Genomic DNA, 24,181 nt, shown 5'->3' on the forward strand with positions numbered 1-24,181 from the left:
GAACTTGGTCGAAAAGCTAGCCACGCTTCGAGATGCTGTGGCTGCTGCCGCAGATCTTCCCGGCATCGAGGGTGACGCGGCAGGAGCTGCGGAGAAGATGTTCCGCGCCGGCGCGAAGACCATCGGCGAGCAAATGGCGTACCTGGAGGGAACGCTGGCGGACGCCCTGAACCAGGCGAACGGCCTTCGACAGGCGGCGCGCGAGAAGCTCGCAGCTCTTCCGGACGAGGCGCTGTCGCCCGGTCAGGAGTTCGCCGTTCGCGGAGCGGCGGTCGGCACGACCCTGCTCCTCGGACCGATCTCTCTGATCGCGGGCGAGGGCGCTGTGCAGGCCCTCAACGGTTTCCTCGCTCAACGACGCGAGGAGCAAGCGAAGGCCGATTTCACGTCCATCAGCCAGACGATGAACAGCATGGCACCGCCCGCCCCGCCCGTGGCATCCTTCACCGCGGGTCCCCGCGAATTCACCGAGGAGGACCCCCCGTCCGACGCAACTCGAAGCTCGGAAGGGACGGACAGCCGCTGGCAAACCGGCGGTGGAGGCGGAGGTGGACAGAGCATCCCCGTCCCGCGCAACCCCGACCCGGACGAGGGCTACCCACTGCCCACCCCCATCCCGCCCCACCTCATTCCCGAGCCCGGTACATCCCATGATGGTGGTCCCGGTCTCGACCTCAGCCTCGTCCCCCCGCACTACACCCCGCCCACGCCGGACGGCTCGATCTCCGGCATCGGTACCCTGCCCGGACACATCTCGGGCCCCGGCTCGATCGGGGGTTCCTTCCCCGGTGGTGGCATCTCCGGCGGAGGCGCAGGCCTCGGCTCGGGCCTCTCGGCGGGACTGATCGCAGGGGGCGGTGGCGCCGCCGCGCTGAGCCGGTTGAGCTCTGGAAGGGGCGCGAGCACCGCGGCTGCCGGACGCCCGATCAGCGGCAGCGGGGGCCTCCTGGGCAAGAGCGGCGCCTCGACCACCGGTGCCGGACTCGGCGCACGCTCGGGCACCGGCTCCCTGGTCGGCGGTGCCACAGGCGGCACGGGTACGTCCGGAACCGGCGCGAACGCCGCCGCGGCGGGCAGCCGCGGAGCCGGAACCTCGGCCTCCACCGGTGGAGCCGGCGGCACGGCTGCCGGCGGTACGGCCGGCGCCGCCGGCAGCCGAGGCGCCGGGGGCATGGGATCGGGCTCACGCTCCGACCGCCGCGACGAGCGACGCGGTCTCGGCGGCCCCATCGCACCGCGTCTCGAGGACGACGACGAGACCGCACCGCGTTCCGAGAACGCCGCCGCGGGCTCACGCGACGACTGAAGCGCGGCGAACGAACCACGGCATCCGGAGGCTGACGACCTGCTAGCGTGCCAAGCAGTGACACGGGGTGCCCGCCAGGGCTGAGAACACACCCGTCGAACCTGATCTAGTTCGTACTAGCGAAGGGATGTCGCGAATGGTCGTTCGCACGTCGTCGTCTCCATCCACCCCCACCGAAGCGCTGCGCGCGCTCCGCGAGGCCGCGCCGCTCACGCAGTGCATCACCAACGCGGTGGTGACGAACTTCACCGCCAACGCACTCCTGGCTCTCGGCGCCTCGCCCGCGATGTGCGACATCCCCGGAGAGGCCGGGATGTTCGCCGGGATCTCCGGCGGAGTTCTCGTCAACCTCGGGACCCCCACGAGCGAGCAGAGGGATGCCGCCCGAGAGGCCGTCACCGCGGGAACACCCTGGGTCCTCGACCCGGTCGCCGTCGGCGCCCTACCCGTGCGCACTGCCCTCGCACACGAGCTGCTCGGCGCGCACCCGGCGATCATCCGCGGCAACGCCTCCGAGATCCTCGCCCTCGCGGGAGCCGGCGCCGGCGGCCGCGGGGTCGACGCCACCGACTCCGCCGAAGACGCCCTCGACGCCGCACGCTCACTCGCGATCCGCACCGGCGGCACCGTCGCCGTCTCGGCCGAGACCGACCTCATCGTGGATGCCACCCGCACGGCGCGCGTGAGCGGCGGCAGCGCCCTGCTGACGAAGGTCACCGGCGGAGGCTGCGCCCTCGGCGCCGCGATGGCGAGCCTGCTCGCCGTCACCCCCGCGTTCGACGCGGCTTTCACCGCCAGCGTGATCTGGGCCGTGGCGTCGGAGCGGGCGGCATCCCGAACGAGAGGGCCCGGGTCGTTCGCGGTGGCGTTCCTCGACGAGCTCGCCGCGATCGAGCCGGCCGACCTCGACGGACGCGTCCGCGTCGACACCGAGGTCACGCGATGACCGCCGACCTGTCCCTGCACCTCGTCACCGACCACCGCCTGCCGTTCGCGCGCCTGCGCGACATCGTCGACGAGGCCGTCGCCGCGGGCGTGAGCGTAGTGCAACTGCGCGACAAGGTCGCGAGCGGTGGCGAACTGTTCGCCCGCACCCTCGACCTCGCTGACGTCATCGCGGGACGCTGCACGTTCGTCGTCGACGACCGCCTCGACGTCGTCCTCGCCGCGCGCGAGCGCCTGGGCCGACAACCCGGCACCCGGCGAGACAACGCCCGGGTGGACGGCATCCATCTCGGCCAGCGCGACCTGCCCGTCGACGCGGCGCGCGCGCTGCTCGGGCCCGACGCCCTCATCGGATGGACGGCGAACACCCCGGCGCACCTCACCGCGGCCGAGGCGCTGCCCGCGGGCACCGTCGACTACCTCGGCGTCGGCGTCATCCGTGCCACCTCGACGAAACCCGACCACCCGCGACCGCTCGGCATCGACGGGTTCGGCGAGCTCGCGGCATCCGCTCCCCTCCCGTGCGTCGCGATCGGGGGCATCGGCATCGCGGACGTCACGGCCCTGCGTCGGGCCGGTGCCGCGGGAGTCGCCGTCGTCTCGCTGGTGAGCGAGAGCGACGACCCGAGCGCGACCATGCGCGACCTGCGCACCGCGTGGAAGGCCGGGGCATGATCCCCCGTGTCCTCAGCATCGCCGGCACCGATCCGACCGGTGGGGCGGGCGTCCAGGCCGACCTGAAGTCGATCGCCGCCTTCGGCGGGTACGGCATGGCCGCGGTCACCGCCCTGGTCGCGCAGAACACCCTCGGCGTCCGGTCGGTCCACGTACCGCCGACGTCCTTCCTCGACGAGCAGCTCCGCGCGGTCAGCGACGACGTCGAGATCGATGCGGTCAAGATCGGCATGCTCGGCTCGACCGAGGTCATCGCCACCGTCGAGCGCTGGCTCACCGCCGTGCGCCCCCCGATCGTCGTCCTCGACCCGGTCATGGTGGCCACGAGCGGCGACCGGCTGCTCGACTCCGACGCCGAAGACGCCGTGCGCGCGCTCTGCCGTCACGCGGATCTCGTCACCCCCAATCTTCCCGAGCTCGCGGTGCTGGTGCGCGAACCCGTCGCGACGACATGGGAGGCCGCGGTCGCTCAGGCCGAACAGCTCGCCGCCACGGCCGCCACCGCGGTCCTCCTCAAGGGCGGGCACCTGGACGGCCGACAGTGCCCGGATGCCATCGTCGACGCCACCGGTGTGCACGAGGTTGCGGGGCGTCGCGTCGACACCCCGCACACCCACGGCACCGGCTGCTCGCTGTCATCGGCCATGGCGACCCTCGCCGCGCACGGTATGCCCTGGCCCGACGCCCTGACCCGCGCGAAGCGCTGGCTCACCGGCGCCCTCGAACACGCCGAGGCGCTGCACGTCGGCCGGGGCAACGGCCCGATCGACCACCTGCACGAGTTGCGCCCGCACATCGATCTCGGCCAATCGTGGAGCAGCGAGCGGTGGGATGCCACCGCCTCCATCCGCGCAGAGGTCGACGCCTGCGCGTTCGTGCGCGGTCTGGCATCCGGGGATCTCGACCGCGACGCGTTCGCCTGGTACCTCGGGCAGGATCTGCTGTACCTGCGTGAGTACGCCCGCGTGCTCGCCCGCGCGGCGGCTCTGGCTCCTACGGCCGACGAACAGCGGTTCTGGGCGACGGCCTCGGTGTCGTGCCTGGTCGAGGAGGCGGCGCTGCACCAGTCGCACGTCGATCCGGACGGGCTCGAGGCAGCCCCGGCGACCTGGGCCTACACCGACCACCTGCACGCGGCAGCGGCCGCCGGGTCGTACGCGGTGCTGGTGGCCGCGATCCTGCCCTGCTTCGTCCTGTACACCGACATCGGCGTGCGCTGGCGGGGCACATTCGCCGCCGACCATCCCTACGCCGACTGGCTCACGGCCTACGGAGACGAGACGTTCGCCGCGTCATCCGCCGAGGCGGCGCGCATCGCGGATGCCGCCGCACGATCGGCATCCGTTCCCCTCCGGCACGAGATGGCCACGGCATACGACCGATCCATGTCGCTCGAGCTGGCGTTCTTCGAAGCGCCCCTGAAACGCACGTGAGGTGCCGGGGACGCCGCTCATGAGAGGGGTCCCCGACACCTCGGGTGACGGTGGGCGGAGGCCTCAGCCGCTCTTGCGGCGGAACTCCCGCTTGGTGACCGCTCCGTGCGTGCCCTGCACGGCGGAGTGGCCGTCGAGGTGCGCCTGACCCGAACGGTGCTGGCCGTTCTTCTTCTCCAGCGCCTCTTTGAACTTGCGCTTCATGTCGTCGGATGCCGAGGCACCCGAGGTCTCGTCGGTACTCATGACTCCACCCTAGGCAGGTAGCGGCGACCTGTCGCGGATCAGACGTGCCGCACGCGCTGCTGCAACCTGGTGCGGATGTCGAACAGTTCGGTGCCGCCGACCTCGCGACCCCCCATGATCCCCCGACGCAGCAGAGTGGTGAGGGCGCTGCGCGTGACCAGGGCCACGGGCGTTCCGCGCACCTTGCCGAGTTCGGTGATCGCATCGAGCACGGCGTCGTCGGGAAGCACCACCATCGCCCCGCTGAAGCGGACGCCGGCCGCTCGCGCGATCACACGCGCCCGCGACACGAGCTCGGTCACCGGGGAGCCGATGACGTTCGCTCCGGTGATCTCGCCGCGCCGCACGCCCACCGGGCCGCCGAAGTCCTCGCTCAGCAGAGCGTAGAGGCCGCTGGGTCCGAGCACGAGGTGGTCGAGCTTCTGCTCCGGGTCGCGCCCGTCGCGATCGGCGAACACGTCGTGCCACACCGTGTAGCCCATGCCCAGCTCCGAGACGAGGCGAGCGGTCTCTTCTTCGGCGAGCGCGTCGGCGAGGATGTGCCGGATCTCGGGCGGAGCCGAGCGCACGAGTGCCGGGTCGTAGGGGTCGGGGATCTCGACGCCGCGTCCCACCCACTCGCGGATGAGTCCGAGGTAGCGCTCGCGTCGCCACCCGCCGGGCTGGCCGTGCGAGCGTGCGCGCGGACGCGTGTCGCTCGGACGGGAGGGAGCGGATGCCGGCATCCCGCCGCCCCATTCCCCGGGAGCCGTCCCGCGGCCCCGGTCGTAGGCGCTGCGCGCCTCGGGCGTTCCCACGAGTTCCCACGCGCGCTGCACCTGGACGAACAACGCGGCGTCGCCCCCGGTGTCGGGGTGCGTCTCGCGCAGACGCACGCGATACGCGCGGCGCAGACCCTCTTCGTCGATGTCGGCCGCGACGCGGAGCACCTCGTATGCCGAGGACGACATAGGACTGTCGAACACGTGCGTTCATCCGTTCTGCCGCGAGGACGCGGCGCCTCTCAGGCTAACCCGCTGCGGCTGAGTGCGGCCCGGACGGCGAGGTCAGGCCCCCCCGGTCACCACAGCGCGGGCTCGGGCGCGTAGGCGAAGGCCTCGGCGACGCGTTCGGGAGGAAGGTCGTCGAGTCGCGCGGGAGACCACGACGGCGACCGGTCCTTGTCGACGACCTGCGCGCGGATCCCCTCGACGAGGTCGGGCTGCGTGAGCGCGAACCACATGACCAGTCCGTACTCCTGGGCGAGGGCAGCGCGGAGCGAGGGCAGCTCGCGAGCTCGACGCACGGCCTCGAGCGTCACCGCGAGCGCGGTCGGCGCCGACGAGGCCAGCAGCTCGGCCGTCTCGCGCGCTTCGACCTCGGGACGCCGACGAAGGCGGTCCAGGATGCCGAAGACATCGTCGGCCGCGAAGGCGTCGTCGACCCATTCCCGGGCGTCCTCGAGCCGTGAGCGCTCCGGGGTCTCATCGAACAGCAGCACCAGCTCGGTGGGGCTCGACGGATCGGCGCGGTTCTCGAGTGCTTCGTAGAGCGCCTCGAGATGCGCGGTCGGCACCATATGGTCGGCGAAGCCGGCGTACACCGCGTCGGCGGCATCCATCGTTCCGCCGGTGAGAGCGAGGTACTCGCCCAGCCGGCCGGGGGCTCGAGCCAGCAACCACGATCCGCCCACGTCGGGAGTGAACCCGATGCGTGTCTCGGGCATGGCGAGCTTCGAGCGCTCGGTCACGATGCGGATGGCCGCGTGACCGGCCAGGCCTATGCCGCCGCCCATGCAGACGCCGTCGGCGATCGCGACCACGGGCTTGCGCGAGATCGCGATCCGATGGTCGAGCGCGTACTCCTCGCGGAAGAAGGCGTGCACCTCGTCGACGCGGCCCGCCGTCACCATCTCGTGGAGCGCCCGTACGTCCCCACCGGCGCAGAATCCACGATCGCCGGCTCCGTCGAGCAGGATCACGTCGACGTCGGTGTCCTGCTCCCAGCGGTCGAGCGTGAGGTTCAGGGCGCGGATCATCTCGAGGTCGAGGGCGTTGATCGCCCTCGGGCGGTTCAGCGTCAGATGACCGAGGCCACCGCGACCCCCGACCAGGACACTGTCGGCAGCGGTGTCGCCCGCGCTGACGTCTTCGGTTCGCTGTGCGTGCACGGTGCCACGTTACACAGCCGGTCCGCCGCGCCCTCGGCTGTGGATAACTGTGTTTTCGCCCCCGGATCGGGGAAGATAGGAAGAACGCACGCAGAACGAAAGGTGCCGTATGCCCGACGGACAGGTGCTGGAGCTCGCCGGGCTCACCAAACGCTTCGGCTCGATCTCCGCCGTCGACGATCTCTCCGCCCGCATCGAACCCGGGCAGGTCACCGGCTTCCTCGGTCCCAACGGCGCCGGCAAGACCACCTCGCTGCGCATGCTGTTGGGGCTGGTGCGCCCCACCTCGGGCACCGCGACGATCGGCGGCAAGCATTTCAGCGAGCTGTCGTCGCCGTTGCAGACCGTCGGAGCCGCCCTCGAGGCCTCGAGTTTCCACCCCGGCCGTTCCGCCGCGAACCACCTCAAGGTGTACGCCCGCGCCGCCGGGCTGCCGGCCGCCCGCATCGACGAGGTGCTCGGCCTGGTCGGTCTCGCCGACGTCGCGGGCCGACGGGTCGGCGGCTTCTCTCTCGGCATGCGCCAGCGCCTCGGGCTCGCGACGGCACTCCTCGGCGACCCGGGCGTCGTCGTCCTCGACGAACCCTCGAACGGCCTCGACCCCGAGGGCATCCGCTGGATGCGCTCCCTGCTGCGCCACCTGGCCGAAGAGGGGCGCACCGTCCTCATCTCCTCGCACCTGCTGGCCGAAGTCCAGCAGACGGTCGACGCGCTGCTGATCATCTCGCGCGGCCGTCTGGTGTTCCAGGGCGGCATCGAAGACCTCGCCGACCCCGACGAGTACGCCACCGTCGTCGACTCCCCCGACCGAGCGGCTCTATCGCGCGTGCTCGATGAGCGCGGCATCGGGTACCAGCTGCTGCGCAACGGCTTCACGATCCGCCACCACGACCCGGTCGAGATCGGCGGCCTGGCCGCCGGCGCGGGCATCGCCCTGTCGAACCTGCAGAGCAAGGGCGCGAGCCTCGAAGACATCTTCCTCGAGCTCGTCAGCGGGGTGCGTGTGCACGAGAGCGCGGGTGCGGTCCCCGCAACCGAATCGATCCCGGATGCCGCGACCCCGGCGCCCGCGACGGGTCTCGACGCCTTCCCCGCACCGACCGGCGCACCCGCCCCCGCGGTGAGCCACGACGATCTCTCTTCCGAGGCACCGGCCCCGCACGACGACGCGCGTCCCTCCACCGCCCTCGTCACCGTTATCGCCCCGCCGCGCACGCTGCGCACCGCGGCCGAGACGCCCCTGACGCCTGAGGCCGGTCCGCGCCAGTCCTACGCCGTGGCCTCCACCGGTGTGATCGACATCGTCGCGCCCACACCTTCCGGCGACCGGCCCGAGAGCCCGTCCGAGAAGACGCCCGCCGACCAGGAGGTGCAGCGATGAGCCTCGTCGCCGCCACGCGTTCCGAGTACACCAAGCAGTTCAGCACCGCCGGCTGGTGGGTGCTGGGCATCGTGCTCGTCGCCTACGTCGGCTTCACCGCCGCCGCCCTCGCCTTCGTCTTCGGAGGGCTCGCTTCGGGCGAGCTCACCGGAGCGAGTGGCCCCCTGATGTCGAGCGCCGGCGTTCCGCCTCTCGTCTACAGCTCGGCCACCGCGGTCGGCTACGTCTTCCCGCTGCTCATCGGCACGCTCATGGTCACCACCGAGTTCCGCCACAAGACGCTGACCCCGACATTCCTGTCGACCCCGCGCCGCGGCGTCGTCCTCGTCGGCAAATTCGTCATCGGCATCGTGGTCGGGCTGCTCTACGGCATCCTGGGCTCGATCGCCTCCGTCGCCGCCGGCGCGGGCGTGCTGAGCGTCTTCGGTATCGACGCCCAGCTCGGCTCCTCCGACACGTGGGTGCTGATAGGGCGCATGCTGCTGGCGTTCGCGCTCTGGGCCCTGATCGGCATCGGCGTGGGCACGGTCGTGCGCAATCAGGTCGCCGCGATCGTCATCGTGCTGGCCGTGACACTGTTCATCGAGCCGATCGTGCGCACCATCGGCGGGCTCGTCGAGGGCTTCGGCGATGTGGTCAAGTGGTTCCCGAGCGCCGCGAGCGACGCCCTGGTGGGGCAGACGATCTTCGGCACCATGGGCACGGGCAACAACAGCGCTCTCGAGTGGTGGGTCGGTGGTCTCGTTCTGCTGGGGTACGCGGTCGTCTTCCTCGTCATCGGTTTCTTCACGACCTGGCGCCGCGACATCGACTGAGCGGGGCGCACCCGCGACGAGTGCGCTCATCGTCCCCGCATTTGGTCGGCTGCTCCGGGGTCAGTGAGAATCAACCGTGCTCGATGGACCGGTGATCGCCGAGTGGCTCCCCGTTTCGGTGGCCGCCCTCGTGCTGCTGTTGATCGCCGCGGGAGTCGCCGGCTGGGTCGATGCGGTGGTCGGCGGGGGCGGACTCATCCAGCTCCCCGCGCTCGTGATCGCCGTTCCGAAAGACGTCGCGACCCCGTTCATCCTCGGCACCAACAAGCTGTCCTCGTTCTTCGGAACGCTCTCGGCGAGCTGGGTGTACCTGCGCAAGATCAGGGTGCAGCTCGTCCTGTTGATCCCCCTCGTGGCGGGGGCGTATGCGGGTTCCACCGCCGGCGCCGCGCTCTCGCGGTTCGTCCCCCGCGAGGTGCTAACCCCGATCGTCCTCGTGGCCGTGATCGCGGTCGCGCTGTACACCCTGCTCAAGCCCCGGATGGGCCTGCACCACGAACCGCGGCACGACAAGGCGGTGGCCATCGCCTGGCGGGCGGCGGCGATCGGTCTCGCGGTGGGGTTCTACGACGGCATCCTGGGGCCGGGAACGGGCTCGTTCTTCGTCATCCTCATCGTGAGCGTCTTGGGCTACGGCTTCCTGCAGGCGAGCGTCAACGCGAAGATCGCGAACCTCACCACGAACCTCGCCGCCCTCGCGGTGTACGGCGTCCACGGCGAGATCCTGCTGGTGCTGGGGCTCGCGATGGCCGCGATGAACGTCACCGGCGGCTTCATCGGCGCTCACATGGCGACCCGGCGGGGCAGCGGTTTCGTGCGGGTCGTGTTCCTCGTCACGCTGTCGATCCTCATCGTCAAGCTCGCGTGGGACACCGTCGTGCAGTTCACGTCGTAGCCCCGGCTCGCGGGAGCGGCGTCTCAGGCGTCGCGGTATCCGTTGAGTGTCCAAAACACCCGGACGTTTTGAAAATCCGTCCGGGTGTTCTGGACACTCAACGTGCGGAGGGGGGCGCGGGCGCCGGCGGGTGCCGGCCCGGAGCACCGGTGCCGGCCCGCGCGCCGTCAGCGCACGATGTCGGCGACGTTCTCCGGCTCGGATGCCACGTCGAGACGCAACGCCTTCAGCAGCGCGACCCCGTGCTTGGTCGTCAGCACCAGGCGCTCAAACTCGTCATGACCGGAGAGGTCGATGACCACGCTGGGCTTGCGACCCCGGATGATGACGAAGTCGTTCCCACCGGCCGACTTCCAGGTGCCCGCGCCGACCGCGACGGGCAGGTTGATCCCGGGGTTCGGGACACCGCGGATCCAGGTCCACGCGTCGTCGGTGAGCTGCACCCGTTCGATGTGCTCACGGGGGACGACGATGTTGCTCTTGCGGAAAGACATCGCACGCTCGGTCGGCGAGAGCACGACCTCGAGCTGCGTCGAGTCGAGCAGCAGGGTCACCATGCCTTCCATCCTGCCAGCGTCCGGCAGCCCCCACCCCTCCCTCACCTCACAGGAGCGCAACGATCACCCGGTGCGCGTCAAGGCGGCCCGTATGTCGGAGGTGCGGGATAGCCTGGACGAATGAGCACGGGCAGCGCTGCGCCGCGAGTCGCACCGGCCCGAGGCGCTTCGATCGACGACCTTCTGGCGGCGATCTCGTCGGGTCACCGCCCCGACGTCGATGAGACCGAGGCGCTGCTGGGCGCCCCGCTCCCTGCGCTCTTGCGCGTCGCCTCGGCCCTGCGCGACGAGGGTCTCGACCGCGCCGGGCGCCACCGCGTCATCACGTACTCGCGCAAGGTGTTCGTCCCGCTCACCACGCTGTGCCGCGACCGGTGCCACTACTGCGTCTTCGTCGACACCCCCGGTCAGCTGAGCCTGCTGCGCAAGCCGGCGTACATGAGCCCCGAGCAGGTGCTCTCCGTCGTGCGCCAGGGTCAGGCTCTCGGCTGCAAAGAGGCGCTCCTCACCCTCGGCGACCGCCCGGAAGAGCGCTGGCCCGAAGCCCGCGCCTGGCTGGACGATCACGGTTTCGCCTCGACCATCGACTACGTCGCGCACATCGCCCGACTCATCACCGCCGAGACCGGCATGATCGTGCACGCCAACCCCGGCGTCATGCACCCTGACGAGCTCGCTGCCCTCCGCGCCGTGTCGCCGTCCATGGGCATGATGCTCGAGACCACCTCGCGACGCCTGTACGAGGAGCCCGGGCAGGTGCACTTCGGCTCGCCCGACAAAGACCCGGCGCTGCGCCTGAAGGTCATCGACGACGCCGGGGCCGCCGGCATCCCGTTCACCACGGGCATTCTCGTCGGGATCGGCGAGACCGTGCGCGACCGCGCCGAGTCGCTCGTCGCCCTGCGCGAGATCGACGACCGGCACGGTCACGTGCAAGAGGTCATCGTGCAGAACTTCCGCGCCAAGCCCCGCACCGCCATGCAGGGCGCTCCGGATGCCGACATGCACGACTACCTGGCCGCGGTGGCCGTCGCGCGTCTCGTGTTCGGCGCCGACATGCGCATCCAGGTCCCGCCAAACCTCTCCGACCCGCGCGAACTGGGGCTGCTGATCGAGGCCGGCATCGACGACTGGGGCGGGGTCTCGCCCCTCACCGCCGACCACGTCAACCCCGAGCGACCGTGGCCGCAGATCGACGACCTCGCCGCCCAGACCGCGACCCGCGGCTTTTACCTGCGCGAGCGTCTCACCGCACACCCCGAGTACGTCACGGATGCCGCTCGCTGGATCGACCCGGCGCTGCACGAGCCGGTTCTGGCGTTGGCCGATGCCACGGGGCTCGCGGCCGACGTGATCCCGCGGGGCACCGATGCCCGCGAGACGGGCACGGACGACGTCTCTATGGAAGAAGATCATGCAGCGGGAGGATCCCTACGCGCCGAAGCCTCCTCCCGTGGCGAATCCTCTTCCGCTCGCGGGGGCGCCCCCGGCCACGACCCCGGGGTGAAGCGGCTGGCCGAGCGGGCGGCATCCCGAGCCTCCGATCTCGACGACGACGACTGGGTACGACTCCTGCGCGCGGAAGGCGCTGAGCTCGACGAGCTCACCGCGGCCGCCGACGACGCCCGCCGGTACACCGTCGGCGAACCCGTGACCCTGGTGCAGAACCGCAACCTCACCTCGACGGGGTTCCGGCGCGCCGGCCGCACGGGCAGCGGCGAGTTCGATCTCCAGGACGCAGCGGACATCACTGCCGACGCCGCGGCCCTCGGGGCCACCGAGATCTGCATCCAGGGCTCGCTCGTGCCCGCCGAGGATCCCGCCGCCTACCTGGACCTCGTGCGCACGGTGAAGCGCGCAGCTCCCGGCATCCACGTCCACGCCTATCGCCCCGCCGATGTCCGCGACCTGGCCGAGCGCGGGGGTCTCGGTCTCGACGGTGCCCTCGCAGCGATGCACGAGGCCGGGGTCGACACCGTTCCGGGTACGGGCGTGAAGGTCCTCAGCGAGCGTGTGCGCGCCCTCGTCGCACCGCGCGATCTCGAGATCGACAGATGGATCGAGGGGATCACCGCGGCTCATCGGTCGGGGTTCCGCTCGACATCGGTGTTGTTCTACGGGCACGTCGAAACCGCCCAGGAGCGCATCGCGCATCTGCGGCGCCTGCGCGAGATCCAGGCCGAGACCGGCGGGTTCGCCGAGTTCGTACCGATTCCCCTGCCCGGCGGCGACGTGGCGCTCGTCGAGGGCCGCAGCCCGGTCGACGAGCATCGTGCGATGGTCGCCGTGTCGCGCCTCGCGCTGTCGGGGAGCATCTCGCACGTGCAGATCCCGTGGACCCGCGTCGGTCGCGAGACGGCGGCCGCGCTGCTGCGCTCCGGCGGAGACGACCTGGGCGGAACGCTCTACGACGGACGCGTCCTGCCCGACACCGGTATCGAGCACGGGCTCGAGCTGCCGGTCTCCGCAGCCGGGCGCATCGCGCGAAGCCTCATGCGTCCCTTCCGACTGCGGACGACGGACTACCGGGTGGCGGTGCCGCTGCCCGACCCGTCCGCCCCGTACATCGAAACGAGCGGGGGCACCCGCTACGCCCTCCCCGCCGACGGGCCGCGCGCGTGAGGATCCTCGACGCCGCGATCGTCGGGGCAGGGTTCGCCGGCCTCGCCATGGCCGGTGCCCTCCGCCGCACCGGGCGCGACGACTTCGTCGTGCTCGAACGCGCCGACGACGTGGGCGGCACCTGGCGCGACAACACCTACCCGGGTGTCGCCTGCGACGTGCCGGCGCACCTGTACAGCCTCGCCGCCCACCCGAACGCGCGATGGTCTCGCACCTTCGCCCCCGGCGGAGAGATCCAGGACTACCTGCGCGGCGTCGCCGAAAGCGAAGCCCTGGGCGATCGACTGCGTCTTCGCACCCCGATGCTCGGAGCGCGGTGGGATGCCGAGGACGCAGTGTGGCGCATCGACACCGGCGGCGAGCCGCTCGTCGCCCGTGCCCTCGTCCTCGCGTGCGGTCGGCTGACCGAACCGAACGTCCCCGCCATCGCCGGGCTCGAGTCGTTCCCCGGGCCGCTGTTCCATTCGGCTCGCTGGGACCACGACGCCGACCTCACGGGAATGCGCGTCGCGGTGGTGGGGACCGGGGCGAGCGCCGTGCAGCTCGTGCCCGAACTCGCCCGCACCGCCGCCCACGTCACGCTGTTCCAGCGCACGCCCGCCTGGATCATGCCCCGGGGCGGCGGAGACATCCCCTCCGCTGAGCGCGATCGGCTCGCCGAAAATCCCGGAGCCCTCGCGCGCCTACGGGCTGAGCTCTACGCCGAGGGCGAGCAGCGCTTCGCCTCGCGTTCGGGCGACGCCGCGGCATCCGCCACCGCCCGTGATGCCGCCGTCACACACCTGCACGCGCAGGTCGCCGACCCTGCGCTGCGCGCGGCGCTCACCCCCGACTACGCCTTCGGCTGCAAGCGCGTGCTGCTCTCGGACGCGTTCTACCCGGCCGTCGCCTCGGAGGCCGTGACCCTCGAGCCGACGGCCCTCTCGCGCGTCGACGGCTCCACGCTCATCGCCGCCGGCGGAGAGACCCACGAAGCCGACGTGCTCGTGCTCGCCACCGGATTCGCCGCCGCCCAGCAGCCCTACGCCGATCTCGTCCACGGCGACGAGACGACCCTCGCCGAGCACTGGTCGGAGGGCATGACCTCGTTCGGCTCCACCGTGGTCGCGGGCTTCCCGAACCTCTTCGTCCTCAACGGCCCCAATGCCAGCCTCGGGCACAATTCCGCCGTGCTCATGGCCGAGGAGCAGGCCGCCTACGTGGTGCGCGCTCTCGCCGAGCGCGACCGCCGCCCCGACCGGGTGCTGCGCGTCCGCCCCGAGGCCGAGGCGGATTACACAGACGAGATCGCCGCCGCCGCGGCATCCACTCCCTGGATGACCGGCGGATGCCGCAACTGGTACGTCGACGAGCGTTCGGGACGGCTGACCCTGCTGTGGCCGGGCACCGTCCAGGCGTTCCGCGAGCGCCTCACCGGCGCCGACGGGTCGGAGTTCGAACCCGCGCACAGCCCCGTGCGCAGCTGACACATAAGAGGAGCCACCCATGAGCATTCCCCTCAGATTCGGTTACAAGGCCTCGAGCGAGCAGTTCGGGCCGAACGAGCTACTCGACTTCGGGGTGCTCGCCGAGAAGATGGGCTTCGACTCCGTCTTCCTCTCCGATCACCTGCAGCCGTGGATGCACGACGGCGGTCACGCCCCCAACGCCCTCCCCTGGCTCGGTGCCCTCGGTGCGCGCACCGAGCGCGTCATCATCGGAACGTCGGTGCTGACCCCGACCTTCCGCTACCACCCGGGCGTCATCGCGCAGGTGTTCGCGACCCTCGGCGTGATGTACCCCGGCCGCGTCGTGCTCGGCGTCGGTACGGGCGAGGCCCTCAACGAGGTCACGCTCGGTCTCGAGTGGCCCGAGCCGCCCGAGCGCTTCCAGCGGCTCAAAGAGGCGATCGCGATCATCAACGAGCTGTGGGCCGGCGAACGCGTCACCTACGAGGGCACCTACTACTCGGTCAAGGACGCCACGATCTACGACCGCCCCGAGCAGAAGGTGCCGATCTACATCGGAGCCTCGGGCCCCGCCGCCACGCGCCTGGCCGGTCGCATCGCCGAGGGATACATCACCACGAGCGGCAAGGATCCCGAGCTCTACACCGACAAGCTCCTCCCCGCCCTCGACGACGGCCTCGCCAAGGCGGGCCGCACGCGCGACGACGTCGACACCCTCATGGAGGTGAAGGTGTCGTACCACCCCGACCACGACACCGCGATGGAGAAGACGCGCTTCTGGGCGCCGCTCGCCCTCACCGCCGAAGAGAAGATGAGCGTCCACGACCCCATCGAGATGCAGCGCCTGGCGAACGAGCTGCCGATCGAGCGCGCGGCGTCGCGCTTCATCGTCTCGACCGACCCCGATGAGCACGTCGAGCGCATCGCGCAGTACGTCGACCTGGGTTTCCGCCACCTCGTGTTCCACGACCCCGGACACGACCAGGAGGAGTTCCTGCGCATGTACGGCGAGGAGATCCTCCCTCGCCTGCGCAAGCGGTTCAGCTGAGGCGGGCGGCGGGGCGGGCCGTGCATCTTTTGCGGCACCCCGCTACCCCCGCGCGGAAATGTCGGGGGTTCGGCACACAATGGAGGCAATGAGCACCCCCGACACCTCCGGCTGGACGATCGTCGTCCCGGTCAAACCCGCCGCGGTCGGCAAGACGCGTCTCACCGACGTCGGTACCGACCGCGAGGCCCTCGCGCGCGCCATCGCGCTCGACACCATCACCGCCGCAGCCGCCGCCGACCTGGTGTCACGCGTCATCGTCGTCACCGACGACGAGGGCGTCCGCGCCGAGTTCCGCCGCTCGCGCACCGTCGAAGTCGTACCCGAGGGCGACACCCGCGGTCTCGACGCAGCCATTGCTCTGGGAGCAGCCGTCGCGGGTGTCGGTTCGCCCCGCGCCGCCCTGCTCGGCGACGTCCCCGCCCTGCGGCCCGCCGATCTCGACGCCGCGCTCGAGCGCGCAGCATCCGTCGAACGAGGTCTGGTCACGGATGCCGAGGGCACGGGCTCCACGCTCATCACTGCACGCGCCGGGGCGGTGTGGGTCTCGGCCTTCGGTCCCGACTCCGCCGCACGCCACCGCCTGCTCGGCTGCACCGACCTGAGCGTCGCGCGCGACTCGACGCTGCACCGCGACGTCGACACCGCCGCGCAGCTCTCCGAGGCCGTGGCGCTGGGCGTGGGGCCGCGGACGGCGGCGGTCTTGGCGGCGGCAGCGGCCTGAGCGGGCTGGGTGTCCGAGCGTTCGACCGCATTCCCGAAATCCGACGAGCGAATCGAGAACCTTTTCCGCGAATCGGACAATACCCAGTGTGAGCACCCACGACGGCGACATCATCGTGCGGTCCCTGACACACGGGGCCGTCTTCGCCGATCTCTATGACCGGCACCAGCGCGTGGTGCACCGTTACGTCGGCAGACGCCTCGGCGTAGCCTTCGCCGAAGACGTGACGTCCGAGACGTTCCTCGTCGCCTTCGCGCGTCGGGCCTCGTTCACCGGTGGCCTCGACGCGCGCCCGTGGCTCCTCGGTATCGCCACCGTCCTGATGCAGAAGCACTCGCGCCTCGAGGCCCGGGCCTGGCGAGGAATGCTCGCGGCCGACATCGCACGAGTGCACGTCGACGACATCGAGACCGCCGAGGAGCGGATGGATGCCGACGGACTCGCCCCGCACCTCGGCACCGCGCTCGCCGACCTGTCACGCGGCGACCGTGACGTGCTGCTGCTCCATACGTTCGGAGACCTCGATTATGCGGGGATCGCCGAAGCCCTCGACATTCCCCTGGGAACGGTCCGCTCACGTCTGAGCCGCGCGCGGCGAAAGGTCCGCGCTGCGATCACCCCGCACATCACCCCGGCTCCGAGCCGAGAAAGAGAGCACCACCGTGGATGAGATCTCGCTGCTGAACCGCGTCCGGGCCGACGTTCCCGAGCGGAGTCCTGACGACGTGATCCGCGGCCGCGCCGCGCTGTTACGCGCAATCGACGCGCCCGCCGTTTCCCCCGCTCGCCGTCATCCACGCCAGCGGTGGATCTGGGTCGGTTCGGCTGTCGCGGCAACCTGCGCCCTCACCGGGGTGCTCGTGTTCGGCGGCGCCCTCGGCGCCCCGGTCGGCGCGGACCCCGCCGCGGCGGCGGTACTGGGCTCAGCGGCCGCGGCGGCACGCAGCGTGACGGACCCCGTCGTCGGTCCGGGACAGTACCTCGAGGTGCGCACCGACGCTCTGTACGCCGCCATGGGCACCACCGAGGCGGATGCCGAGGAGGCCCGCCGCGAGAACGACGGCAACCTCCGGGACGGCGACCTGACGACATTTCTCGAACGCGATCTGCGAGCCCTCTGGGTGCCGGCCGACCGATCAGCTGACTGGATCGAGGTTCGGTGCGCGCGTGAGCCCGTGCAGACGTTCGGCCCTCGCTCGGAGACGTTCGCCGCTGAGGCAGGGGGCCTCGAACACGACGCACGTCAAGCGTTCCCGGGAGGAAAGACCGAGAGCGGCTACTCCGTCGTCACCCTCGATGCCGACACCGCCGCCGCGCTCCCCCGCGACCCACGGCAACTGCTTCAGAAGATCTATCAGGACAACGGGGCTGCCGGACCGTCGCGCGATGGAGAGGCCCTGGTGTGGATCGCCGATCGCCTCCGCTCGGGAACAGTTTCGGCCGAACTGCGCTCGGTCTTCTACGACACCGCAGCACTCATCCCCGGCGTCACGATCACCGAGCAGCAGGCCACGCTGAACGGCCGGACCGGCACCGCGATTGGCCGCGACGAGACCGAGGGCGGCTTCCGCCAGGACATCATCATCGATCCCGAGACCGGGGCGTTCATCGGCGAACGGCAGGTTCTCCTGCATCCGGTCGCCGACTTGCCAGCGGGGACGGCCACCGGCTCCAGCTCCGTGACCACGACGGTCGTGGACGCGGCGCCCGAGGGTACGAGCCTGTGCGAGGGGTGAGGGGATTGGGGCCCGCAGACCTGCTGCTTCCGCCCACGCTCAGTGTGACCGTCGCGTTTCAGACCCCCAGTGCCGCCTCGGCGATCGCGGCCGAGGTCGTCTCGTCTCGCATCCACAACGGGGCGACCACCGCGCGGATCCCGGCGGCCTCGACGTCCGCGGCCGCAGCCGCATCCTCCTCTGCGAGCAGCCACGCATCGAGCACGCCGCCCGCCGACCGCGCGCCGTAGTGGCGGGCGACGGCCGCGGCGGAGGTCTCGACCCCGATCGCCGTCAGGCACACGTCGGCCATGCCGCGCACGACCCGCCCGCCGATGATCGGCGAGACGCCGACGACTTTCGCGGACGTCTCCCGGACGGCATCCTGAATCCCGGGAACCGCCAGGATCGGCCCGATCGACACGACGGGATTCGACGGCGCGATGAGGACGACATCGGCCCCCGCGATCGCCTCGGCGACGCCCGGGGCGGGCACGGCATCCGCGATCCCGGGGTTCTCGAAGGCGCGGGGCGTGAGTTGGGCGCGGTGGCGCGTCCACCACTCCTGGAAGTGCATCCGCCCGCCGTCCTCGAGCAGCACGTGGGTGTCGACCTCGCTGTCGGTCATGGGGAGCATCCGGATGCCGAGCGGCCACCGTTCCGCCATGCGCGCGAGCACCTGGGTCGGGGTGTGTCCGTCACGAAGCCACCCGGTGCGGGCCAGGTGGGTGCCGAGGTCGAGGTCGCCGAGCGTGAACCACGGCCAGCCCGCGCCCCACGCCTGGAGTTCTTCGTTGACACGTTCGGTGTCGCCCGCGCGACCCCAGCCGCGCTCGGTGTCGTTCACCCCCGCGAGGGCGTAGGTGATCGAGTCGACGTCGGGCTGCAACCGCACGCCCGAGAGCCACAGGTCGTCGCCCGTGTTGACGACGACGGTGGCCTCGGGAGCGTTCAGCCGGCGAAGGGCGGCGCGGACGCCGAGGGTGAACTTCGACCCCCCGACTCCACCGGCGAGCACGACGACACGGGGCTGGGGAGGACGCATTGGTTCAGTCTTTCACCCGCGGGGCGGATGAGATTATTCACATGTTGCTGCTCGCTCATGAGGTGAACGACTACGCTCGCGGGGGTGACAGACCTCTTCTCTTCGCGTGAAGCCGAGGCGGCCATCGCCCGGATCGAGCAGCAGGTGGCCGAAGCGCAGGTTCGGGCAGCCCAGGCGCAGCAGGTGCAGGCCGACATCGACGCCGTCCGCGCGTCGGCGACGTCGCCGCGTCGGGAGATCACCGTGACCGTGGATGCCGCGGGTCGACTGGCCGGCATCCGCCTCGCCGACGCGGCGTACGACCTGCGCACCGACGCGTTGGAGCAGTTGATCGTGGAGACGGCCGGGCGGGCCCAACGTCTCGCCGGCGAGCAGGCGTTGGAGATCTCGCGCGCCGCCTTCGGTGCGGACTCGCCGATCGTCGAGCGGCTCGCGGGAGAGATCGATCGCGAGCCGCCGTCCGCACCGCCCGCCGGATTCCGGGTCTGAGTCCGATGGCCGATCGCATCGCCATCGACGCCGAGCTGATCAGCTCGCACGCGTCTCGGCTGGGTGCCGTGGCATCCGATATCTCCGTCGCCCGCGACGCGGGTTCCTCGGGCGGGCTGAACGCGGAAGCCTTCGGCGTTCTGTGCTCGTTCCTCGTTCCACCCGCCACGATGGTCGCGGACGCCGCACGGTCGATGATCGGCGCCGCCGAAGACATGGTGCGACGCTCGGCGACCGAGATTGTGGGAGTGGGAAGCGACATGGAGGCTTACGAGCAGAAGGTGCTCGAGACCGTCCGGGCACTGGAGGCGGGCCTGTGAGCAACGCCCTGATCGCCGGCCCCGTCGACACCGCGACGCCGTTCAGCGGGGCGGGTCTGCTCGATTCCGGGACTCAACTCGTCGCGGCGATCGAGTCAGGCAACTGGGTCGAGGGCGGGCTTGCAGCGTTCGGAGCGGTGGCCGACACCGTCGCCGCCGTGATGGACCCTCTCGGCTCGCTGATCGCCGCGGGCCTGGGCTGGCTGATCGATCACTTCGAGCCCATCAAGGGCTGGTTCAACGACCTGACCGGCGACGCCGGAGCGGTCGCCGGTTTCGCGCAGACATGGACCAACGTCCAGAACCAGCTCGATGCCTCCGCCGACTACCTCGAGCGCGTCATCACCGACCTCGACGACATGGCCGGCGAGGCGATCGAGGCATATCGCCGGTTCCAGACCGACGCTGCCGCCCACATCCGCGCCTCCGCGTCATGGGCCGGAGCCATGTCGACCGGCCTGCAGATCGCGTCGACCATCGTGCAGGTCGTTCACGACCTCGTGCGCGACATCCTGTCGCAGCTCGTGGGCTCGGCGATCTCGTGGGCCACACAGGCCGTGGTCACCGTCGGCATCGCCACCCCCTGGATCATCGCGCAGGTGTCGTCGCGCGTAGCGAGCTGGACCGCGAAGATCAGCTCGAAGCTCACCGGTCTGCTGCGCTCGTGCGGCAAGCTCGGGGACCTTCTGACCGAGCTTCGGGCTCTCATGAGCAAGGGAGCCGGACTGCTCGGAAGCGTGCCACGGCGCGCACCCCGCGGGGACGGCCCTCGCGTGGACGCGTCTGCGCGCACACCCCGACCCGACTCACAGAATGCGGCGCCCGGCGTTTTCGCGGACGCGCCCGGTGGGGCAGCTCTTTCCGCGTCAGAGCTGGACAATCTCAGCAAGGCGGGGTTTCATTCCACGATCTTCGGCCCGGAGGTGGCCGACTTCTATTTGGCGCCAAATCCTCACCTTGGACGCCAGGGGGGACTCGTCTGGGCAATGCCAATCGAAGACGCGGCCAAGATCCACACGCTAGACGATGCCGCCCGAGAAACCGGTCGAGCTCCGATGGCCGCTGCGGCGGCCCGAGATGGAACGGACCTCTACGCGTTGCACTTTCCAGTTGATCCAGCAGAGCTTCGACGACCTACGGTTGCGGATTCTGGGGGCCATCCCCACTTCTACGAAGATCCCCTCAATCCAGATCCGACGTACGGACACACTGCGGTTAGGGAGGGCGGGGTCGTTCGCGTGAACGAGACGCGAGAGACTATCTTGGACGGAGGCAAACCTGTTCGGCCCGGGGCAGTGTTGACTCAACTACTAGGCGGCGATTGGGTCGTCGTGAAGAGGATCCCGTGAGCGGTCAACTTGGTTGCCAGATCTGTTTAACCCATTCTGGGAAGCCGTATCAACCCAGGTTTGTCCTAGCCACTTCGCCGTCGGATCTTTTATACAGATGCGATTTCTGCGCAACATGGTGGATAGGCACACAGCGGTACCAAAACCCGGTGACACCAAGCGACGCTCGAGAAGCATTCCCGGAGGCTTTTGAAAATGACCGATAATCCTCGAAACGTGCTTGAGATCGCCCTGGTACGAGGGCGCGAGAATCTCTTGAACATGCAAACGATCCTTTGGGTTTTCGCCTCGAGCACCATTTACGTTCCGAGCGGCACCGAACCAGGTGAAAACATGACGAACTTCCAGCCCGTTCTTTTCGAGCGCGACGGTACGCAAATGGTGGCCTGCTATTCAGAGCTCGATCGGGGTAGCGGGATTCAAGATCTCGCCCCGTACATGGTGACGATGACTGGACTGAAACTCCTCACCGGCGTCCCAAGCGATCAGGGCATCGTCCTCAACGCGGGCTCCACGATCGGTTTCGATATCGCACCGAAGGGAATCTCGGCGATCCGCAATGAGATTGGCCTATGACGGGCGTGAGTGCGCGCTAGTAAGGCGCCCGACGCCCGCGAGACAAACGTGCCGCCGATCCGGCCTGACGGCAGCGGAAGGTCACCCGCACCCTAGCCCGACCTACTGTATAGCCGTCACGAACGTGGCCTAGATGGAACGGCGATCTATCTCGACGAGCAGACGTCGATGCGCAATCTTTGGAAGCAAAGACGCGAGATGACATTCGAAGAACTCTGCGGCATTCTCCGCGACGAATTCGGCTCGGCCCCCGTGTCCAGCCCGGATCACCCGCACGTCGGCGACGGGGACCCCGTCCTAGGCACCCTCGTCCTTCTGATTGAGAGCTCGGCCGGGTTTGCGGTCGGGACGCAGGAGCGCGGACAGTGGACCGAACTCGCGCGATTCGATTCGGAATCGGACGCGTGCGCCTTCGTCCTGGATGCGATTCGGAAAAGCCGCCGACCGGGTGCGCCTCTGTGCGCAGCGGAAAGAGCCGAATCCGAACGGATCAACCGCGATGCGAACGAAGCTTTGCGGCACTCACTCGGCCTGTAACCCCCGGCCGGCGCACGATTCCGAGGACGCTGTGGACCAGCCTCATGAGCTCAGCGAAGGACGCACCATGACCTCCCTCGACACCGCCCTCACCGCCTACATCTGGGCCGACGGCTCCGCCGTCCCCGGCCGGCATCCCGAATCCGTCCCCGACCGAGCCCTCCGCGACCGTGTCGAGGGCCTGATCGAGCGAATGGATGCCGTGACCCCCGGCGCCGACGCCACGGATCTCGCCGCGTGGGCCGACCGCACCGTCCGCGCGATAGCGAGCCAGTACGGCGACGTCGGCGAGGCCGGCATCCGGGCCCTCTCGGCCCTGCTCAGCTGGACCTGGCGCTGATCAGACCTGTCCGCGCGGGCACGGCTGCCACGTCGCGCGCCGACGCCGCGGGGCCATGGAGGTGGGCCACCACGACGCGAGCCGCGACAGCAGCGACGAGAAGGCGGTGGGCTGAGTGCGTGCGGGGAGCATGACTCCAGCCTCGCGACCGGGCCTGTCCCGCGCATCATCGCAAAGGACGAAACGCATCCCCCTCGGGGATGATCCCTACTGCGCGAGCAGCGTCGGATCCAGCGCCTCCGCGGCCGCCTTCGCCGCCACCGGCAGCGCCTCGAGCACACGTTCGAGCGCGACCTCGTCGTGCGCCGCCGTGAGGAACCACGCCTCGAACACGCTCGGGGGCAGCGAGACACCGGCATCCAGCATCGCGTGGAAGAACGGGGCGTAGCGGTACGACTGCTGCGTGAGCGCCGTGGCGTAGTCGAGGGGCACCTCGGGCAGGAACGCGACGCCGAAGAGCGAACCCGCGCGCGGCACGGCGTGCACGACGCCCTCGGCCGTCAGCGCGGCATCCAGCGCCTCCGACACCTGAGCGGCCGCGGCGTCGACCGCCGCATAGACCTCGGGCGTCGCGAGGCGGAGCGTCGCGAGGCCTGCAGCCACCGACAGCGGGTTCCCCGACAGCGTTCCCGCCTGGTACACCGGGCCCAGGGGCGCCAGATGGTCCATGATCTCGGCGCGACCGGCGAGAGCGGCCAGAGGCATGCCGCCGCCGATGACCTTGCCGTACGTGAGGATGTCGGGCAGATAGCGCTCGCCCTCCGACGCCTGCAGGCCCCAGAATCCGGCGGGGTGCACGCGGAAACCGGTGAGCACCTCGTCCATGATCAGCAGGGCGCCGTGGCTGTGCGCGATGTCGGCGAGGGCGGCGTTGAAGCCCGGGAGCGGCGGAACGACTCCCATGTTGGCCGAGGCGGCCTCGACGATGATCGCGGCGATGTTCTCGCCGTGCACCGCGAACACCTCGCGCACGGCGTCGAGATCGTTGTACGGCAGCACGAGCGTCTGCGCGGCGATCGGAGCGGGGACACCCGCCGAACCGGGCAGCGCGAGCGTGGCGACGCCCGAGCCCGCCGCAGCCAACAGCCCGTCGGAGTGCCCGTGGTAGTGCCCGGCGAACTTGATCAGCAGGTCGCGACCGGTGACACCGCGCGCCAAGCGGATGGCGGTCATCGTCGCCTCGGTGCCGGTCGAGACCAGGCGCACCTTCTCGATCGGCTTCAGATCGCCCACCTGCACGCGCTGTGCGACGAGATCGGCGAGCTCGACCTCGGCCCCCGTCGGGGCGCCGAAGGACAGACCACGGGATGCCGCGGACTGCACCGCCCCGACCACCTCGGGGTGCGCATGGCCGAGCAGAGCCGGGCCCCACGACGCGACGAGGTCGACGTACTCGCGACCCGCGGCATCCGTGACCCGCGGGCCGGAGGCCGACTGGACGAACCGCGGCGTGCCACCCACGGAACCGTACGCGCGCACGGGCGAGTTCACGCCCCCCGGGATGACGTCCTTCGCACGGGCGAACCACTGGTCGTTGAGATCGGTCATGGCATCCATTCTTCCGGG

At 70.4% G+C, this 24,181-nt stretch carries 26 protein-coding genes and 1 riboswitch; of the genes, 19 read left to right on the forward strand and 7 right to left on the reverse strand.

The annotated features are described in order from the left end of the window. The first annotated feature begins 37 nt into the window (after window positions 1–37). The 4 genes from QE454_RS04780 to thiD all read left to right on the forward strand — a co-directional run bounded on the left by QE454_RS04780 (window position 38) and on the right by thiD (window position 4,359). Window positions 38–1,306 (forward strand): hypothetical protein, encoded by a 1,269-nt coding sequence (locus QE454_RS04780; RefSeq protein ID WP_210075949.1) that lies wholly within the window; start codon window positions 38–40, stop codon window positions 1,304–1,306. Window positions 1,307–1,359: 53 nt separating this feature from the next. Further along, window positions 1,360–1,451, forward strand: a riboswitch (TPP riboswitch). Further along, window positions 1,443–2,252 (forward strand): hydroxyethylthiazole kinase, encoded by an 810-nt coding sequence (gene thiM, locus QE454_RS04785; RefSeq protein WP_307457525.1) that lies wholly within the window; start codon window positions 1,443–1,445, stop codon window positions 2,250–2,252. It overlaps the preceding riboswitch by 9 nt. Next, window positions 2,249–2,926, forward strand: a complete 678-nt coding sequence (locus tag QE454_RS04790; protein ID WP_307457523.1) for a thiamine phosphate synthase — start codon at window positions 2,249–2,251, stop codon at window positions 2,924–2,926. The genes thiM and QE454_RS04790 overlap by 4 nt, the downstream gene beginning before the upstream one ends. After that, complete coding sequence (thiD, locus tag QE454_RS04795; RefSeq protein WP_307457520.1) at window positions 2,923–4,359, forward strand: bifunctional hydroxymethylpyrimidine kinase/phosphomethylpyrimidine kinase; 1,437 nt, start codon at window positions 2,923–2,925, stop codon at window positions 4,357–4,359. The genes QE454_RS04790 and thiD overlap by 4 nt, the downstream gene beginning before the upstream one ends. 63 nt (window positions 4,360–4,422) lie before the next feature. On the opposite strand, the gene QE454_RS04800 is transcribed toward thiD, so the two are convergent. The 3 genes from QE454_RS04800 to QE454_RS04810 all read right to left on the reverse strand — a co-directional run bounded on the left by QE454_RS04800 (window position 4,423) and on the right by QE454_RS04810 (window position 6,754). Then, window positions 4,423–4,605, reverse strand: a complete 183-nt coding sequence (locus tag QE454_RS04800; RefSeq protein WP_210075941.1) for a DUF5302 domain-containing protein — start codon at window positions 4,603–4,605, stop codon at window positions 4,423–4,425. 38 nt (window positions 4,606–4,643) lie between these two features. Further along, complete coding sequence (locus QE454_RS04805) at window positions 4,644–5,570, reverse strand: DnaJ domain-containing protein (protein WP_307457516.1); 927 nt, start codon at window positions 5,568–5,570, stop codon at window positions 4,644–4,646. A gap of 95 nt (window positions 5,571–5,665) precedes the next feature. Further along, window positions 5,666–6,754, reverse strand: coding sequence for an enoyl-CoA hydratase/isomerase family protein (locus tag QE454_RS04810; RefSeq protein ID WP_267788468.1), 1,089 nt, complete (start codon window positions 6,752–6,754; stop codon window positions 5,666–5,668). Window positions 6,755–6,863: 109 nt separating this feature from the next. Here QE454_RS04810 and QE454_RS04815 point away from each other — a divergent pair, with 109 nt between their 5' ends. From QE454_RS04815 to QE454_RS04825, 3 genes are all read left to right on the forward strand, one after another. Beyond that, complete coding sequence (locus QE454_RS04815) at window positions 6,864–8,135, forward strand: ABC transporter ATP-binding protein (RefSeq protein WP_307457509.1); 1,272 nt, start codon at window positions 6,864–6,866, stop codon at window positions 8,133–8,135. Continuing rightward, window positions 8,132–8,950 (forward strand): ABC transporter permease subunit, encoded by an 819-nt coding sequence (locus QE454_RS04820; protein WP_307457507.1) that lies wholly within the window; start codon window positions 8,132–8,134, stop codon window positions 8,948–8,950. Before QE454_RS04815 ends, QE454_RS04820 begins: the two co-directional genes overlap by 4 nt. Before the next feature lie 76 nt (window positions 8,951–9,026). Then, entirely contained in the window at window positions 9,027–9,845 is an 819-nt protein-coding gene (locus QE454_RS04825) for a TSUP family transporter (RefSeq protein ID WP_307457505.1), read from the forward strand. 167 nt (window positions 9,846–10,012) lie between these two features. Here the strand turns inward: QE454_RS04825 and QE454_RS04830 are convergent, their stop codons facing one another. After that, the gene (locus tag QE454_RS04830; RefSeq protein ID WP_103208103.1) at window positions 10,013–10,402 is read right to left on the reverse strand and encodes a hypothetical protein; all 390 of its coding nucleotides are present in this window, start codon (window positions 10,400–10,402) and stop codon (window positions 10,013–10,015) included. A gap of 120 nt (window positions 10,403–10,522) precedes the next feature. Between QE454_RS04830 and cofG the strand changes: the two genes are divergently transcribed. The 6 genes from cofG (at window position 10,523) to QE454_RS04860 (ending at window position 17,980) form a co-directional block, all read left to right on the forward strand. Next, complete coding sequence (gene cofG, locus QE454_RS04835) at window positions 10,523–13,024, forward strand: 7,8-didemethyl-8-hydroxy-5-deazariboflavin synthase CofG (protein ID WP_307457502.1); 2,502 nt, start codon at window positions 10,523–10,525, stop codon at window positions 13,022–13,024. After that, a complete protein-coding gene (locus tag QE454_RS04840) occupies window positions 13,021–14,490 on the forward strand; it encodes an NAD(P)/FAD-dependent oxidoreductase (protein ID WP_307457498.1) in 1,470 nt (489 codons plus the stop codon). The genes cofG and QE454_RS04840 overlap by 4 nt, the downstream gene beginning before the upstream one ends. 19 nt (window positions 14,491–14,509) lie before the next feature. Next, window positions 14,510–15,520, forward strand: a complete 1,011-nt coding sequence (gene fgd, locus QE454_RS04845) for a glucose-6-phosphate dehydrogenase (coenzyme-F420) (RefSeq protein ID WP_307313625.1) — start codon at window positions 14,510–14,512, stop codon at window positions 15,518–15,520. 88 nt (window positions 15,521–15,608) lie between these two features. Beyond that, a complete protein-coding gene (gene cofC / locus QE454_RS04850) occupies window positions 15,609–16,244 on the forward strand; it encodes a 2-phospho-L-lactate guanylyltransferase (RefSeq protein ID WP_210075923.1) in 636 nt (211 codons plus the stop codon). Window positions 16,245–16,332: 88 nt separating this feature from the next. Beyond that, window positions 16,333–16,914 (forward strand): RNA polymerase sigma factor, encoded by a 582-nt coding sequence (locus tag QE454_RS04855; protein WP_267788479.1) that lies wholly within the window; start codon window positions 16,333–16,335, stop codon window positions 16,912–16,914. Then, complete coding sequence (locus QE454_RS04860; RefSeq protein ID WP_210075921.1) at window positions 16,907–17,980, forward strand: CU044_5270 family protein; 1,074 nt, start codon at window positions 16,907–16,909, stop codon at window positions 17,978–17,980. Before QE454_RS04855 ends, QE454_RS04860 begins: the two co-directional genes overlap by 8 nt. A 58-nt stretch (window positions 17,981–18,038) precedes the next feature. Here QE454_RS04860 and cofD read toward each other — a convergent pair whose 3' ends face one another. Further along, complete coding sequence (gene cofD, locus QE454_RS04865) at window positions 18,039–19,004, reverse strand: 2-phospho-L-lactate transferase (protein ID WP_210075919.1); 966 nt, start codon at window positions 19,002–19,004, stop codon at window positions 18,039–18,041. A gap of 84 nt (window positions 19,005–19,088) precedes the next feature. On the opposite strand from cofD, the gene QE454_RS04870 reads away from it, so the two are divergent. The 6 genes from QE454_RS04870 (at window position 19,089) to QE454_RS04895 (ending at window position 22,615) form a co-directional block, all read left to right on the forward strand. Then, window positions 19,089–19,493 carry a YbaB/EbfC family nucleoid-associated protein gene (locus tag QE454_RS04870; protein ID WP_210075917.1) on the forward strand — a complete coding sequence of 135 codons (405 nt, stop codon included), beginning with the start codon at window positions 19,089–19,091 and terminating at the stop codon, window positions 19,491–19,493. A gap of 5 nt (window positions 19,494–19,498) precedes the next feature. Further along, entirely contained in the window at window positions 19,499–19,813 is a 315-nt protein-coding gene (locus QE454_RS04875) for a hypothetical protein (protein ID WP_141378276.1), read from the forward strand. A gap of 137 nt (window positions 19,814–19,950) precedes the next feature. Continuing rightward, window positions 19,951–21,162 carry a hypothetical protein gene (locus QE454_RS04880; RefSeq protein ID WP_210075915.1) on the forward strand — a complete coding sequence of 404 codons (1,212 nt, stop codon included), beginning with the start codon at window positions 19,951–19,953 and terminating at the stop codon, window positions 21,160–21,162. Window positions 21,163–21,357: 195 nt separating this feature from the next. Further along, window positions 21,358–21,738 carry an SseB family protein gene (locus tag QE454_RS04885; protein ID WP_210075913.1) on the forward strand — a complete coding sequence of 127 codons (381 nt, stop codon included), beginning with the start codon at window positions 21,358–21,360 and terminating at the stop codon, window positions 21,736–21,738. Window positions 21,739–21,936: 198 nt separating this feature from the next. Then, window positions 21,937–22,275, forward strand: a complete 339-nt coding sequence (locus QE454_RS04890) for a hypothetical protein (protein WP_210075911.1) — start codon at window positions 21,937–21,939, stop codon at window positions 22,273–22,275. Window positions 22,276–22,342: 67 nt separating this feature from the next. Further along, window positions 22,343–22,615 (forward strand): hypothetical protein, encoded by a 273-nt coding sequence (locus QE454_RS04895; protein WP_210075910.1) that lies wholly within the window; start codon window positions 22,343–22,345, stop codon window positions 22,613–22,615. Here QE454_RS04895 and QE454_RS04900 read toward each other — a convergent pair whose 3' ends face one another. Next, window positions 22,616–22,747, reverse strand: coding sequence for a hypothetical protein (locus QE454_RS04900; RefSeq protein WP_267788495.1), 132 nt, complete (start codon window positions 22,745–22,747; stop codon window positions 22,616–22,618). It lies immediately after the preceding gene. A gap of 75 nt (window positions 22,748–22,822) precedes the next feature. Next, entirely contained in the window at window positions 22,823–24,163 is a 1,341-nt protein-coding gene (gene hemL / locus QE454_RS04905; protein WP_307457487.1) for a glutamate-1-semialdehyde 2,1-aminomutase, read from the reverse strand. Window positions 24,164–24,181 lie beyond the last annotated feature (18 nt).

The organism is Microbacterium sp. SORGH_AS_0454 (genome assembly GCF_031453395.1).
Lineage (GTDB): Bacteria > Actinomycetota > Actinomycetes > Actinomycetales > Microbacteriaceae > Microbacterium.

Bases quoted from the DNA above. Each gene is read 5' to 3' on its own strand.
- thiM (WP_307457525.1), top strand. From the start codon at position 1,443: ATGGTCGTTCGCACGTCGTCGTCTCCATCCACCCCCACCGAAGCGCTG.
- QE454_RS04790 (WP_307457523.1), top strand. From the start codon at position 2,249: ATGACCGCCGACCTGTCCCTGCACCTCGTCACCGACCACCGCCTGCCG.
- thiD (WP_307457520.1), top strand. From the start codon at position 2,923: ATGATCCCCCGTGTCCTCAGCATCGCCGGCACCGATCCGACCGGTGGG.
- QE454_RS04800 (WP_210075941.1), bottom strand. From the start codon at position 4,605: ATGAGTACCGACGAGACCTCGGGTGCCTCGGCATCCGACGACATGAAG.
- QE454_RS04815 (WP_307457509.1), top strand. From the start codon at position 6,864: ATGCCCGACGGACAGGTGCTGGAGCTCGCCGGGCTCACCAAACGCTTC.
- QE454_RS04820 (WP_307457507.1), top strand. From the start codon at position 8,132: ATGAGCCTCGTCGCCGCCACGCGTTCCGAGTACACCAAGCAGTTCAGC.
- QE454_RS04830 (WP_103208103.1), bottom strand. From the start codon at position 10,402: ATGGTGACCCTGCTGCTCGACTCGACGCAGCTCGAGGTCGTGCTCTCG.
- cofG (WP_307457502.1), top strand. From the start codon at position 10,523: ATGAGCACGGGCAGCGCTGCGCCGCGAGTCGCACCGGCCCGAGGCGCT.
- fgd (WP_307313625.1), top strand. From the start codon at position 14,510: ATGAGCATTCCCCTCAGATTCGGTTACAAGGCCTCGAGCGAGCAGTTC.
- cofC (WP_210075923.1), top strand. From the start codon at position 15,609: ATGAGCACCCCCGACACCTCCGGCTGGACGATCGTCGTCCCGGTCAAA.
- cofD (WP_210075919.1), bottom strand. From the start codon at position 19,004: ATGCGTCCTCCCCAGCCCCGTGTCGTCGTGCTCGCCGGTGGAGTCGGG.
- QE454_RS04875 (WP_141378276.1), top strand. From the start codon at position 19,499: ATGGCCGATCGCATCGCCATCGACGCCGAGCTGATCAGCTCGCACGCG.
- QE454_RS04885 (WP_210075913.1), top strand. From the start codon at position 21,358: ATGACCGATAATCCTCGAAACGTGCTTGAGATCGCCCTGGTACGAGGG.
- QE454_RS04890 (WP_210075911.1), top strand. From the start codon at position 21,937: ATGACATTCGAAGAACTCTGCGGCATTCTCCGCGACGAATTCGGCTCG.
- QE454_RS04895 (WP_210075910.1), top strand. From the start codon at position 22,343: ATGACCTCCCTCGACACCGCCCTCACCGCCTACATCTGGGCCGACGGC.
- QE454_RS04900 (WP_267788495.1), bottom strand. From the start codon at position 22,747: ATGCTCCCCGCACGCACTCAGCCCACCGCCTTCTCGTCGCTGCTGTCG.
- hemL (WP_307457487.1), bottom strand. From the start codon at position 24,163: ATGACCGATCTCAACGACCAGTGGTTCGCCCGTGCGAAGGACGTCATC.